This is a genomic window from Paragemmobacter ruber (genome assembly GCF_009908315.1).
In the GTDB taxonomy this organism is placed as follows: domain Bacteria; phylum Pseudomonadota; class Alphaproteobacteria; order Rhodobacterales; family Rhodobacteraceae; genus Paragemmobacter; species Paragemmobacter ruber.
The window spans coordinates 700,989-714,082 of the sequence record NZ_JAAATW010000003.1 but is presented as its reverse complement, the minus strand read 5'-3'; the positions used below and the strand labels follow the sequence as shown (position 1 = coordinate 714,082).

Annotated in this window: 13 protein-coding genes; all 13 read left to right on the top strand. The window is 63.1% G+C overall.

What is annotated here, in order from left to right; genetic code table 11:
- Nucleotide 1: 1 nt before the first annotated feature.
- The 13 genes from GU920_RS15680 to GU920_RS15620 all read left to right on the top strand — a co-directional run bounded on the left by GU920_RS15680 (nucleotide 2) and on the right by GU920_RS15620 (nucleotide 13,020).
- Entirely contained in the window at nucleotides 2-409 is a 408-nt protein-coding gene (locus tag GU920_RS15680) for a hypothetical protein (protein ID WP_161768003.1), read from the top strand.
- A gap of 12 nt (nucleotides 410-421) precedes the next feature.
- On the top strand, nucleotides 422-1,459 hold the full coding sequence (nuoH, locus tag GU920_RS15675) for an NADH-quinone oxidoreductase subunit NuoH (protein WP_161768002.1): 1,038 nt from the start codon (nucleotides 422-424) through the stop codon (nucleotides 1,457-1,459).
- A gap of 609 nt (nucleotides 1,460-2,068) precedes the next feature.
- Nucleotides 2,069-2,563, top strand: a complete 495-nt coding sequence (nuoI, locus tag GU920_RS15670) for an NADH-quinone oxidoreductase subunit NuoI (protein WP_161768001.1) — start codon at nucleotides 2,069-2,071, stop codon at nucleotides 2,561-2,563.
- A gap of 6 nt (nucleotides 2,564-2,569) precedes the next feature.
- Entirely contained in the window at nucleotides 2,570-2,980 is a 411-nt protein-coding gene (locus GU920_RS15665; protein WP_161768000.1) for a carboxymuconolactone decarboxylase family protein, read from the top strand.
- Nucleotides 2,977-3,591 carry an NADH-quinone oxidoreductase subunit J gene (locus tag GU920_RS15660; protein ID WP_161767999.1) on the top strand — a complete coding sequence of 205 codons (615 nt, stop codon included), beginning with the start codon at nucleotides 2,977-2,979 and terminating at the stop codon, nucleotides 3,589-3,591. The genes GU920_RS15665 and GU920_RS15660 overlap by 4 nt, the downstream gene beginning before the upstream one ends.
- A 102-nt stretch (nucleotides 3,592-3,693) precedes the next feature.
- Nucleotides 3,694-4,191, top strand: coding sequence for a hypothetical protein (locus tag GU920_RS15655; protein WP_161767998.1), 498 nt, complete (start codon nucleotides 3,694-3,696; stop codon nucleotides 4,189-4,191).
- 68 nt (nucleotides 4,192-4,259) lie between these two features.
- Nucleotides 4,260-4,565 carry an NADH-quinone oxidoreductase subunit NuoK gene (nuoK, locus tag GU920_RS15650; RefSeq protein WP_161767997.1) on the top strand — a complete coding sequence of 102 codons (306 nt, stop codon included), beginning with the start codon at nucleotides 4,260-4,262 and terminating at the stop codon, nucleotides 4,563-4,565.
- A 6-nt stretch (nucleotides 4,566-4,571) separates the two neighbouring features.
- On the top strand, nucleotides 4,572-6,815 hold the full coding sequence (gene nuoL / locus GU920_RS15645; protein WP_161767996.1) for an NADH-quinone oxidoreductase subunit L: 2,244 nt from the start codon (nucleotides 4,572-4,574) through the stop codon (nucleotides 6,813-6,815).
- Between the two features lies 1 nt (nucleotide 6,816).
- Entirely contained in the window at nucleotides 6,817-8,358 is a 1,542-nt protein-coding gene (locus tag GU920_RS15640; RefSeq protein ID WP_161767995.1) for an NADH-quinone oxidoreductase subunit M, read from the top strand.
- Between the two features lie 14 nt (nucleotides 8,359-8,372).
- The gene (nuoN, locus tag GU920_RS15635) at nucleotides 8,373-9,809 is read left to right on the top strand and encodes an NADH-quinone oxidoreductase subunit NuoN (RefSeq protein ID WP_161767994.1); all 1,437 of its coding nucleotides are present in this window, start codon (nucleotides 8,373-8,375) and stop codon (nucleotides 9,807-9,809) included.
- Entirely contained in the window at nucleotides 9,799-10,557 is a 759-nt protein-coding gene (locus tag GU920_RS15630) for a biotin--[acetyl-CoA-carboxylase] ligase (protein ID WP_161767993.1), read from the top strand. The genes nuoN and GU920_RS15630 overlap by 11 nt, the downstream gene beginning before the upstream one ends.
- A gap of 13 nt (nucleotides 10,558-10,570) precedes the next feature.
- Entirely contained in the window at nucleotides 10,571-11,350 is a 780-nt protein-coding gene (locus GU920_RS15625) for a type III pantothenate kinase (RefSeq protein ID WP_161767992.1), read from the top strand.
- A complete protein-coding gene (locus GU920_RS15620) occupies nucleotides 11,347-13,020 on the top strand; it encodes a ribonuclease J (protein WP_161767991.1) in 1,674 nt (557 codons plus the stop codon). The genes GU920_RS15625 and GU920_RS15620 overlap by 4 nt, the downstream gene beginning before the upstream one ends.
- The last annotated feature ends 74 nt before the right edge of the window (nucleotides 13,021-13,094 follow it).

Here is a 13,094-nt window from a genome sequence, read left to right as displayed (position 1 = left end):
CATGACACGCAACGCAGGCAGCATGGCAAGGGCAGGGGTCGCGGCAGCGGCGCTGGCCGCCTGCGCGCCTGCGGCAGACGTGTCCAGCATGGGCAGCTTCACCCCCGGCTATGACGGGATCGAAACGATCCTGCTGGATGGCGATCTGGTAAATTTTCGTGTGGCCATGACAGGCGCGCGCAACAATGCGGATGTCGAGGCCTATGCGCGCTGCGCGGCGGCCCAATATGCGCTGATCCGCGGCGCGGGCTTTGCGCGGCACGTGCGCACGACTGTGGCGCAAACGGGTGAAATCTGGCGGGGGGATGCGGTCTATACCATCTCTGCCGCCCTTCCGAAGGGCTTTCGCACGATCGACGCCGAAGTGACGGTGCGCGATTGCGGGTCACTCGGGATACCGACGGTCTGAGGGAAAGGCATCATGAACGAGTTTTTTGCAACGGGGATGGGGACGGCGGTTCTGGTGGCGGCGCAGACGCTGCTGCTCGTCGGCTTCGTGATGCTGTCGATGCTGTTCCTCGTCTACGGCGACCGCAAGATCTGGGCAGCCGTCCAGATGCGCCGGGGGCCGAACGTTGTGGGGCCGTGGGGGTTGTTGCAGACCGTGGCCGATGCCGCGAAATATGTCTTCAAGGAAATCGTCATTCCCGCCGGGGCGGATCGCCCGGTCTTCTTCCTCGCGCCGATGCTGTCCTTCGTGCTGGCGCTGATGGCCTGGGCGGTGATCCCCTTCGATGACGGCTGGGTGCTGGCCAATATCAACGTGGCGATCCTGTTCGTCTTCGCCATGTCCTCGCTCGAAGTCTACGGCGTGATCATGGGCGGCTGGGCGTCGAACTCCAAATACCCCTTCCTCGGGTCGCTGCGGTCGGCGGCGCAGATGATTTCCTACGAGGTGTCGCTGGGCCTGATCATCATCGGCATCATCATCTCGACCGGGTCCATGAACCTGTCCGCCATCGTCGAGGCGCAGGATGGCAACCTCGGCCTGTTCAACTGGTTCTGGCTGCCGCATCTGCCGATGGTGGCGCTGTTCTTCATCTCGGCGCTGGCCGAGACGAACCGCCCGCCCTTCGACCTGCCGGAAGCGGAATCCGAACTGGTGGCGGGGTTCATGGTGGAATACTCCTCCACCCCGTTCCTTCTGTTCATGGCGGGCGAATACATCGCCATCTACCTGATGTGCGCGCTGATGAGCATCCTGTTCTTCGGTGGCTGGCTGTCGCCCATCCCGGGCCTGCCCGACGGGTGGTGGTGGATGGTGGCGAAGATGGCCTTCTTCTTCTTCCTATTCGCGATGGTGAAGGCGATCGTGCCCCGCTACCGCTATGACCAGCTGATGCGGATCGGCTGGAAGGTGTTCCTGCCGCTGTCGCTCGCCTGGGTGGTGATCGTGGCGTTCCTGGCGAAATTCGAAGTGCTCGGCGGCTTCTGGGCCCGCTGGGCGATTGGAGGATGAGCGTGCACGACACGGTCGCAGTTCGCCTAATGGCTCTTGCCTTGTGTCTTGCTTCGGGTGGTCCGTCGCTGGCGGATACTTGCAATTCTGACAAGCTCCAGTCCTGCGGAAAGGCTGGCGACTATGCCTGCGCTTACACTGAGGCCCGCATATGCCTTGACACCACGGACACGGAACTTCTGACCCCGAACGGCAGACTTACCATCCTTGGTGCGCAACTGGAGTTCGCGTTCATGCGGGCGTCGCCTGCCATGAACCCGGTGGACGCTAGATCTGAGGCAGAGTACCTGCTGGCGCTTGTCAACGACAGGTATCCCAACACTAACGCGCTTTTGGCCGTCCTGCATACGGTCAGGCTTGAGTCCTGCACATTTATGCGTGATGAGCCATGCGCCAGCGAAAGTGGGAAGTTCATGTGCGAGAACATGTCGAGCCTCGCAATGCCGATTGCCCGATCAGGTGAGGAGGTCCAAATCCTCAGGCGGATAATCGCTGCCGCGGGCAAACATTGTCCAGGGTCATGACATGCAGGCAGACATGATTACCCACCACGTGAAGTATGCGGGTTCGGATTTCTTCCGGGCCAAATGGACGATTGGAGGCTGACAGATGAGCAACATCGACTGGACCCGCGCCACGCGCTATTTCCTCTTGCAGGACTTCATCAAGGGCTTTGCCCTTGGGATGAAGTATTTCTTCGCGCCCAAGGCCACGCTGAACTATCCCCATGAGAAGGGGCCGCTATCGCCCCGCTTCCGGGGTGAGCATGCGCTGCGCCGCTATCCGAATGGCGAAGAACGCTGCATCGCCTGCAAGCTGTGCGAGGCGGTCTGCCCGGCGCAGGCCATCACCATCGACGCCGAACCGCGCGACGATGGCAGCCGCCGCACCACGCGTTACGACATCGACATGACCAAGTGCATCTATTGCGGCTTCTGTCAGGAGGCCTGCCCGGTGGATGCCATCGTCGAGGGGCCGAATTTCGAGTTTTCCACCGAAACGCGGGAAGAGCTGTTCTACACAAAGGAAAAGCTTCTGGAAAACGGCGCCCGGTGGGAAGCCGAAATCGCGCGCAACCTTGAACTTGACGCGCCCTATCGGTGACCGGCCATGAATGACGCCTTCACCAAGATGTTCCAGCAGATGATGGAAAGCAGCCAGGAAATGGTGCGCGCCTTCAATCCTGCGCTGGAGAACCTGCAGGTGAAGGGGTTCGATCAGTTCTTCCCCACCATGTCCAAGGACATGATGGAGATGTGGTTCGGCAAGACCTTCAACCGCGAAGGCCTTGATGCCAAGACGCGGCTGTTGGTGACAATCGCCGCGCTGACAGTGCTGGGCGCGCAGGCGGAGCCGCAATTGAAACTGGCGGTCCGGCACGCGCTGGAGGCCGGCGCCACCCAACGCGAGATCGCCGAGGTGATCTGGCAGATGAGCATGTTCGGCGGCCTGCCCGCCATGCAGAAGGCCCTGGAAATCGCCCAGACCGTCTTCGCGGAAGTTGAGGAGAAAGACGCATGACCGTGGCCGATTACGCCTTCTACGCCTTTGCCATCGTCGCGGTCACGGCCGGACTTCTGGTGACGGTCAGCCGCAACCCGGTGCATTCGGTGCTGTGGCTGATCCTGGCTTTCCTGTCCTCGGCCGGGCTTTTCGTGCTCTTGGGGGCAGAGTTCGTGGCGATGCTCCTGATCATCGTCTATGTGGGCGCCGTGGCGGTTCTGTTCCTGTTCGTCGTCATGATGCTGGATATCGACTTTGCCGAACTGAAGGGCGAGATGGCGCGCTACATGCCGCTTGGCCTGCTGATCGGGGTCATCCTCTTGATGCAACTGACCCTTGGCATCGGCGCATGGGTGCAGGCCGATGGCGCACTGGGCCTGCGGCAGGCGGTAGCGCCCGATGCGGCACAGGTGGAGAACACCAAGGCGCTGGGTCTGCTGATCTATGACAAGTATATCTACCTGTTCCAGGCGTCCGGCCTTGTGCTGCTGGTCGCCATGATCGGGGCGATCCTCTTGACCCTGCGCCACCGCAAGGATGTGAAGCGTCAGAATGTTCTGGCCCAGATGTGGCGCGATCCGGCCAAGGCGATGGAGTTGAAAGACGTGAAACCGGGGCAGGGGCTGTGACCAAAAGGTAGGATGGGCAATTTGCCCATCCTACAGAAGTGTAGGATGGGCAGGCTGCCCATCCTGAACAAGAAAAGGGCCAAAGGCCCGAGGGAACCGAAGATGGTTGGACAGTGGATGCAAGGATCGGGACGCGCGCGCCTCTGGGGCGCGGCACTGGGCTGTGCCGCGCTCTTGGCCCTGTCGGGCTGCATCTCGGATGAGCAGGCCGTCGACATGGGCCTTGCCACGCAATGCGATGCCGATGGCGTGGTGGCCAAGCTGGGCGATCCCGTGGATCGCTATGTGACCCGTGCCAATACCGAAGTGTGCCGTGGGCCGCGCCGTGACAGCTATACCGAAAGCACGCTCGACCTGATCGACTGCCGCAGCAACGCCACGCTGCGCGCGGGCGTCACCCGCACCAGCGCCGATCAGGCCCGCCGCGGCCCGGATTACAACAACACGGCCGCGGTAGAGCAGGCCCGGCTGCGCCTGCGCGTGGGTCTGGTCGATCTCGCCGCGACCGAGGCCGCGCTGCGCGCCGCAGGCGTGCCGGTCACGCTGCTGCCCGGGCAGGGCGCCGAACAATGCACGACACTGGCCGCCAGCGCGGCCTGAGAGGACCGGGCCGCGTGATGCGGCCCCAAACGTATGTAGGGCGCAAACCGCGCTGAGGGATTGAGACGATGGTTGGACTTGAACATTACCTGACGGTCGCTGCGGCGCTGTTCGTGATCGGGATCTTTGGCATCTTCCTGAACCGGAAGAACGTCATCGTCATCCTGATGTCGATCGAGCTGATGCTTCTGGCGGTCAACATCAACCTTGTCGCCTTCTCCTCTTTCCTGGGCGATCTGGTCGGGCAGGTGTTCACCATGTTCGTCCTGACCGTCGCCGCCGCCGAGGCCGCCATCGGCCTTGCCATCCTCGTCGTGTTCTTCCGCAACCGCGGAACGATCGACGTGGAAGACGTCAACGTGATGAAGGGTTAAGCCGCCATGGCAACGATCATCCTCTTTGCGCCGCTGATCGGCGCGCTGATCTGCGGCTTCGGCTGGCGTTTCATCGGCGAAAAGGCCGGGCAGGTGATCGCCACCGCGCTTGTGTTCCTTGCGGCCATCCTGTCGTGGATCATCTTCCTGACGCATGACGGCGTGACCGAACAGGTCGTCCTAATGCGCTGGATCGAGAGCGGCAGCCTTGCCACGGAATGGGCGATCCGGCTGGACCGGCTGACGGCGATCATGCTGGTGGTGGTGAACTCTGTCTCTGCCCTCGTCCACCTCTACAGCTTTGGCTACATGGCGAATGATGACAATTGGCGGGAGGACGAGCCCTACCGGGCGCGCTTCTTCGCCTATCTGTCCTTCTTCACCTTTGCCATGCTGATGCTGGTGACGTCTGACAACCTTGTTCAGATGTTCTTCGGCTGGGAAGGGGTGGGGGTGGCATCCTATCTGCTGATCGGCTTCTACTACAAGAAACCGTCCGCCAATGCCGCGGCGATCAAGGCCTTTGTCGTGAACCGCGTGGGCGATTTCGGCTTTGCGCTGGGGATCTTCGCGCTGTTCTTCCTGACTGACTCCGTCAGCTTTGACGTGATCTTCGCGAAGGTGCCGGAACTGGCCGAGACGAACCTCACCTTCCTCTGGGGGGAATGGAACGCGGCCAACCTGATCGGGGTTCTGCTGTTCATCGGGGCGATGGGGAAATCGGCGCAGCTCATCCTGCACACCTGGCTGCCCGATGCGATGGAGGGGCCGACGCCGGTGTCGGCACTGATCCACGCCGCCACCATGGTGACGGCGGGTGTATTCCTCGTCTGCCGGATGTCGCCGCTCTATGAATACGCGCCGCAGGCCACAGCCTTCATCACGGTGCTGGGGGCGACCACCGCCTTCTTCGCGGCAACCGTCGGTCTGGTGCAGAACGACATCAAGCGTGTGATCGCCTATTCGACCTGCTCGCAACTGGGCTACATGTTCGTGGCCGCGGGCGTGGGCGTCTATTCAGTCGCGATGTTCCACCTCTTCACCCACGCCTTCTTCAAGGCGATGCTGTTCCTCGGCGCAGGCTCGGTCATCCATGCCACGCATCACGAACAGGACATGCGCAACTATGGCGGCCTGCGGAAGAAGATCCCCGTCACCTTCTGGGCGATGATGATCGGCACGCTGGCCATCACGGGCGTGGGCATCCCCCTGACGCATTACGGTTTTGCCGGCTTCCTGTCGAAGGACGCGGTGATCGAAAGCGCCTATGTCGGCAGCCAGTATGCCTTCTGGCTGCTGGTCGTGGCGGCGGGCTTCACGTCCTTTTATTCGTGGCGGCTGATGTTCCTGACCTTCTATGGCGAAAGCCGGGCCGGCAGCCATGGTCATGGTCATGGGCATGGGCACGGCCATGATGATCACCATGATGACCACCACCACGAGCCGCATGAAAGCCCGACAGTGATGCTGATCCCGCTGGGCGTGCTGGCGCTGGGGGCGGTGTTCTCGGGCATGATCTGGTACAACGTGTTCTTCGGCGAAGAGGGTAAGGTTCGTGCATGGTTCGGCCTGCCCGTGGCCGAACATGCCGCGACCGAACATTCTGCGACCGCAGACACCGCAACCGAAGACAGCGCGTCCGGGGCAGACCATGCCGAGGGTGCCGATCACGGCACCGATCAGGCCACGGCCGACACGGCCGCCGCGCCCGAGGGCGAGGCCACGGTCACGGCCGATGCCGCCCATGGCACCGAGGGCGACCACGGCGAGGCCCACTCCTATCCGCAGCCGCTGCCCGGTCAGGGTGCAATCTTCATCGGCCCGGAAAACGACGTGCTGCACGAGGCGCATCTGGTGCCGAAATGGGTAAAGGTGTCGCCCTTCGTGGCCATGGTGCTGGGCTTCCTATTGGCCTTCCAGTTCTACATCCGCCGTCCGGATCTGCCCGGCCGTCTGGCCGAACAGCAGCGCCCGCTGTACCTGTTCCTCTTGAACAAGTGGTACTTCGATGAGCTTTATGACTGGGTCTTCGTGCGGCCTGCGAAATGGCTGGGCGGGTTCCTCTGGAAGAAGGGCGACGGCACGGTGATCGACGGTTCGATCAACGGCATCGCCATGGGGATCATCCCCTTCTTCACCCGGCTCGCCGCGCGGGCGCAGTCTGGCTACTTGTTCCACTATGCCTTTGCCATGGTTCTGGGCATTGCCGCCCTGATCACCTGGGTGACGCTCGCAGGGGGCGCGAACTGATATGGATAACCTTCTCTCCATCATCACCTTCATCCCGGCGGTGGCGGCGGCGATCCTTGCGCTGTTCCTGCGCGGCGATGACGCGGCGGCGCAGCGCAATGCCAAGTGGCTGGCGCTTCTGGCCACCACGGCCACCTTCCTGCTGTCGCTCTTCGTGCTTGCAGGCTTTGATCCTGCGGATACCGGCTTTCAGTTTGTCGAGGAATACGACTGGATCCTTGGCCTGAAATACAAGATGGGCGTCGATGGCATCTCGGTCCTTTTCGTGATGCTGACCACCTTCCTGATGCCGCTGACCATTGCGGCGTGCTGGGATGTGGAGCACCGCGTCAAGGAATACATGATCGCCTTCCTTCTGCTGGAAACGCTGATGCTGGGCGTGTTCTGCGCACTGGACCTCGTGCTGTTCTACCTGTTCTTCGAGGCAGGGCTGATCCCGATGTTCCTGATCATCGGCATCTGGGGCGGGAAGGAGCGCATCTATGCGGCCTTCAAGTTCTTCCTCTACACCTTCCTTGGGTCGGTGCTGATGCTGGTTGCCATGATCGCGATGTATATGGATGCGGGCACCACCGACATCCCGTCGCTCTTGGCGCATAACTTCGGGTCCGAGGACATGCAGGTTCTGGGCATCCATGTCGTGGGCGGGTTGCAGACGCTGCTCTGGCTGGCCTTCTTCGCCTCTTTCGCGGTGAAGATGCCGATGTGGCCGGTGCATACGTGGCTGCCCGATGCCCACGTGCAGGCGCCGACCGCGGGATCGGTGGTTCTGGCGGCGATCCTGCTGAAGATGGGGGGCTATGGCTTCCTGCGGTTCAGCCTGCCCATGTTCCCCGTGGCGTCCGATCTGCTGGCGCCCTTGGTGCTGTGGATGTCGGCCATCGCCATCGTCTACACCTCGCTGGTGGCACTGGCGCAGCAGGACATGAAGAAGCTGATCGCCTATTCGTCCGTGGCCCACATGGGCTATGTGACTATGGGCATCTTCTCGGCCAACCAGCAGGGCGTGGATGGCGCGATCTTCCAGATGCTGAGCCACGGCTTCATCTCGGGCGCGCTCTTCCTCTGTGTGGGTGTGATCTATGACCGGATGCACACGCGCGAGATTGATGCCTATGGCGGGCTGGTGAACCGGATGCCGGCCTATGCGCTGATCTTCATGTTCTTCACCATGGCAAACGTGGGCCTGCCGGGGACCTCGGGCTTCATCGGTGAGTTCCTCACGCTGATGGGCGTGTTCCAGGTCAACACGTGGGTGGCGGCCATCGCGACGACGGGGGTGATCCTGTCGGCGGCCTATGCGCTGTGGCTCTATCGCCGGGTGGTGATGGGCGAACTGATCAAGGAAGCGCTGAAGTCGATCACCGACATGACCCGCCGCGAAAAGGCGATCTTCGCCCCGCTCGTTGCGATGACGCTGCTCCTCGGCGTCTATCCCGCGCTGGTCACCGATATCATCGGCCCCTCGGTCGAGGCGCTGGTCACCGACTATCAGGCCGCGATCCCCGCTGATGCGGGCGATACGCAGCTTGCGAACAACTGAAGGGACGGGACAAGATGACCCCGCAAGATTTCTCGACCGTTCTGCCCGAGGTCGTGCTGGCGCTCTTTGCGATGGGCGCGCTGATGTTCGGCGTCTATACCAGCAAGGACAAGGTCGCCCCGCTGATCAGCTGGGCCACCGCCGGGCTGTTCCTTGCGCTCGCCCTGTGGATCGGCGCGGGCGGTGAGGGGGAGCGCGCTGCCTTTGGCGGCATGTTCATCGACGATCCCTTTGCCCGCTTCGCCAAGGTGACGATCCTGATCTCTGCCGCCGCCGTGCTTATCATGTCGCAGGACTATATGATCCGGCGCGATCTGCTGCGCTTCGAATACCCGATCCTGCTGGCATTGGCGGTGGTCGGCATGATGATGATGGTCTCTGCCGGCGATCTCATGGCGCTCTACCTCGGGCTCGAGTTGCAGTCGCTGGCGCTGTACGTCGTGGCGGCGATCCGGCGCGACAGCGTGAAATCGACCGAAGCCGGTCTGAAATACTTTGTCCTCGGCGCCCTTTCCTCGGGCATCCTGCTCTACGGTGCGTCGCTGACCTATGGCTATGCAGGCACCACGCTGTTCTCGGGGATCCTGTCCACGCTCGAGGAAGGCGCACCGCTGGGCCTGCTCTTCGGTCTGGTCTTCATGGTCGCAGGTCTGGCCTTCAAGATTTCCGCCGCGCCCTTCCACATGTGGACGCCGGATGTCTATGAAGGTGCACCCACCCCGGTGACGGCCTTCTTCGCCACCGCGCCCAAGGTGGCCGCCATGGCCCTGCTGGCCCGCCTGTCCTGGGATGCCTTCGGCGCGATCCCGGGCGACTGGAGCCAGGTTCTGGCCGCGCTCGCGGTGGTGTCAATGTTCCTCGGTGCCCTAGCCGCCATCGGCCAGCGCGACATCAAGCGGCTGATGGCCTATTCCTCCATCGCGCATATGGGCTATGCGCTGGTGGGCCTCGCCTCCGGCACGGCCGAAGGCGTGCAGGCGATGCTGGTCTACATGGCGATCTACGTCACCATGAACGTGGGCACCTTCGCCTTTATCCTGTCGATGGAACGCGACGGCCGCCCCGTCACCTCGATCGACAGCCTGAACAGCTTTGCCAAGGCCGAGCCGTTGAAGGCCCTCGCGATGCTCGTCCTGATGTTCAGCCTCGCGGGCGTGCCGCCGATGGTTGGCTTCTTCGGCAAGTTCTATGTGCTCAAGGCCGCGGTCGATGCCGATATGGCGTGGCTTGCTTTGGCGGGGGCGGTGGCTTCGGTGATCGGGGCCTACTATTATCTGCGCATCGTCTTCTTCATGTATTTCGGCAAGGAAGCCGATGGCATGGAATCCCGCATGGCCCCGGCGCAATGGGCGATGCTGGTGGCGGTCGCGGTGATCATGGTGGCGGGGATCGTGAACCTGTTCGGCATCGAACCCGCCGCGGCCATCGCGGCAGAAGCCCTTGTCCGGTAAGGCCAACTGGCCCGAGGGGGTGGCGCGCCGCCTCCTCGATACGGTCGACAGCACCAATGCCGAGGCGTTCCGCGCGGCCCCGCATCTGACGGGGCCGTGCTGGTTCGTGGCGGGCGAACAGACCGCAGGCCGGGGCCGCCGCGCCCGCGCCTGGACCAGCCCGCGCGGCAATTTCCACGGCACGCTTCTGCTGCATCCCACGGAACCCGCCGCGACCGTCGCGCTGCGCTCCTTCGCCGCCGCGCTGGCGCTGCGCGATGCCTTCGTTGCGTTGACCGGATTGCCTGATGCGTTCAAGCTGAAATGGCCCAATGACGTGTTGCTGAACGGTGGCAAGGTCGCAGGCATCCTGCTGGAAAGCAGCGGGGCGGGGCAGGGGGTGCAGCACCTTGCCATCGGGATCGGGGTCAATCTCATTGCCGCCCCAGAGGCCACGCAGGTGGAACAGGGCGCGCTGCGGCCCGTGTCGCTGTTGGAAGAAACCGGCCTGCGCATCGCACCCGAGGTGTTTCTTGACGCCCTCGCCCCCGCCTATGCGCGGTGGGAGGCGATCTTCGCCGCCGAAGGCTTTGCCCCCTTGCGCGCCGCGTGGCTGGCCCATGCGGCCCGTCTTGGCGAAACCATACGCGCCCGCACCGGCACGGAAACCCGCGAAGGCCGGTTCGAGACGATTGACGAAACCGGCGCCCTCATCCTGCGCCAATCCCATGGTCCTGTCGCCATCCCGGCGGCGGAAGTCTTCTTCTGACAGGGGAACACGCATGCTCCTCGCCATCGACTGCGGCAATACAAATACCGTCTTTTCCATCTGGAACGGCGACCGCTTCATCGCCACCTGGCGCATCGCGACCGATCACAAGCGGACGGCGGATGAATACTATGTCTGGCTGTCCTCCCTGATGATGCTGACGAAGACCGAAGCCACGGTGACCGATGCCATCATCTCCTCCACCGTGCCGCGCGTGGTCTTCAACCTGCGCGTCCTGTGCAACCGCTATTTCGACTGCCGTCCGCTGGTCGTGGGCAAGCCGGAATGTCGCTTGCCCGTGGCCCCCCGCGTGGATCAGGGTACGACCGTCGGCCCCGACCGGCTGGTGAATGCGGTGGGCGCGCATGACCGGCATGGCGGGGATCTGATCGTGGTGGATTTCGGCACCGCCACCACCTTCGATGTGGTGGATACCGATGGGGCCTATATCGGCGGCGTCATCGCGCCCGGCGTGAACCTGAGCCTCGAGGCCTTGCACATGGCCGCCGCGGCCCTGCCGCATGTGGATGTCAGCCGCCCCGCCCGCGCCATCGGCACGAATACGGTGGCCTGCATGCAGTCGGGCGTGTACTGGGGCTATATCGGCTTGATCGAAGGCATCGTGCGCGAGGTCCGCAAGGAACGCGACCGCCCGATGAAGGTGATCGCAACCGGCGGCCTCGCCTCCCTTTTCGCGCAGGATACCGCACTATTTGACAGCGTCGAGGATGACCTGACCATGCATGGCCTGATGCTCATCGACCGCTACAACAAGGAAATGGAAACCGCATGACCGCAAACCGGCTGATCTATCTTCCCCTCGGCGGCGCCGGGGAGATCGGCATGAATGCCTATGTCTATGGCTATGGCCCGGCCGGCAAGGAACGGCTGATCCTTGTCGATCTTGGGGTCACATTCCCCGACATGGACACGACGCCGGGGGTGGACCTGATCCTTCCCGATCTGGGCTGGCTTGAGGACAATCTCGACCGGCTTGAGGCGATCTTCATCACCCACGCGCATGAAGATCACATCGGCGCGCTGGGGCACCTGTGGCCCCGCCTGCAGAAACCGGTCTATGCCCGCCGCTTCACGGCAACGGTCGGACGCCTGAAGTTCGAAGAGCACGGTCTGCCTGTCGAGATGATCCGCACCGTCCTGCCGCGACCAGAAACGGTGACAGCGGGGCCGTTCAAGGTGCAGTTCGTGCCTGTCAGCCATTCGATCCCCGAAAGCGCCGCGCTTGTGATTGACACGCCTGCCGGCCGCATCGTCCATTCCGGCGATTTCAAGCTGGATCACAATCCGGTTGTGGGCGAGCCATGGGAAGATGGGCGCTTCACGGAACTGGCCGCCGAGCGCCCGATCAAGGCCTTGATGTGCGATTCCACCAATGTCTTCTCGCTGCATCCGGGGCGATCGGAAAGTTCGATCCGCGAACCGATCCGTGACCTGGTCGCCGGGCGCGGCGGTCTTGTCGTGGCGACGACCTTCGCATCGAACGTGGCCCGGTTGAAGACGCTGGCCGAAGCCGCGCGCGCGGCGGACCGGTCCATCTGCCTGATGGGCCGCGCCATGAAGCGCATGGTCGCGGCAGCGGAACAGGCGGGCGTCCTGACCGACTTTCCCCGCACTGTCGCGCCCGAAGACGCCGCCGACATCCCGCGCGGCAACCTGATGCTGATCGTCACCGGGTCGCAGGGCGAACGCAGGGCGGCCAGCGCCCAGCTGTCGCGCGGCAAGTATCTGGGGATGGAAATGAAGCAGGGCGATCTGTTCCTGTTCTCATCGAAGACGATCCCGGGCAATGAACGCGACGTTCTGCGCATCGTGAACAACTTTTCGGAGATGGGCGTGGATGTGATGGACGATGCGGGGGGCAAATACCACGTCTCGGGCCATGCCAACCGCCCCGATCTGGAACATGTCCACCGGCTGCTTGTGCCCGACATGCTGATCCCCATGCATGGCGAACATCGCCACCTGCGCGAACACGCCCGCATCGGGGCCGAAGCGGGCATCAGTACGGCCGTGGTGACGAATGGCATGATGGTGGACCTGAGCGGCGAGGCCCCGACCGTTGTCGGCCATATCGAGACAGGACGCCTTTACCTGGACGGCAGTTCGCTTGTGGGCGCGCTGGAAGGGGTGATCCGTGACCGCATCCGCATGGCGCTGAACGGGCATGTGATGGTGACCGTGATCCTCGACGATGATGCCGAAGTTCTGGGCGACGCATGGGTGGAGATCATGGGTCTGTCCACCAAGGGGCGATCGGGCCCGCTGGCCGAAACGATGGAAGCCGATCTCGCCGAGTTCCTGAACGGGGCAGGGCGCAAGATCCTGCGCGACGACGACAAGCTGGACGAGGCGCTGCGCCGGATCGTGCGGCAGGTCGCGATGGAGGAAATCGGCAAGAAGCCCGAGGTGACGGTCGTGGTCAGCCGCTTGATGGCGGAGTAGGGCGGAAAATCTTCGACGAAGATTTTCCAACGCGTCCTTCTGCGAAGGACGCCATATTTTTCATGGAAAATTTG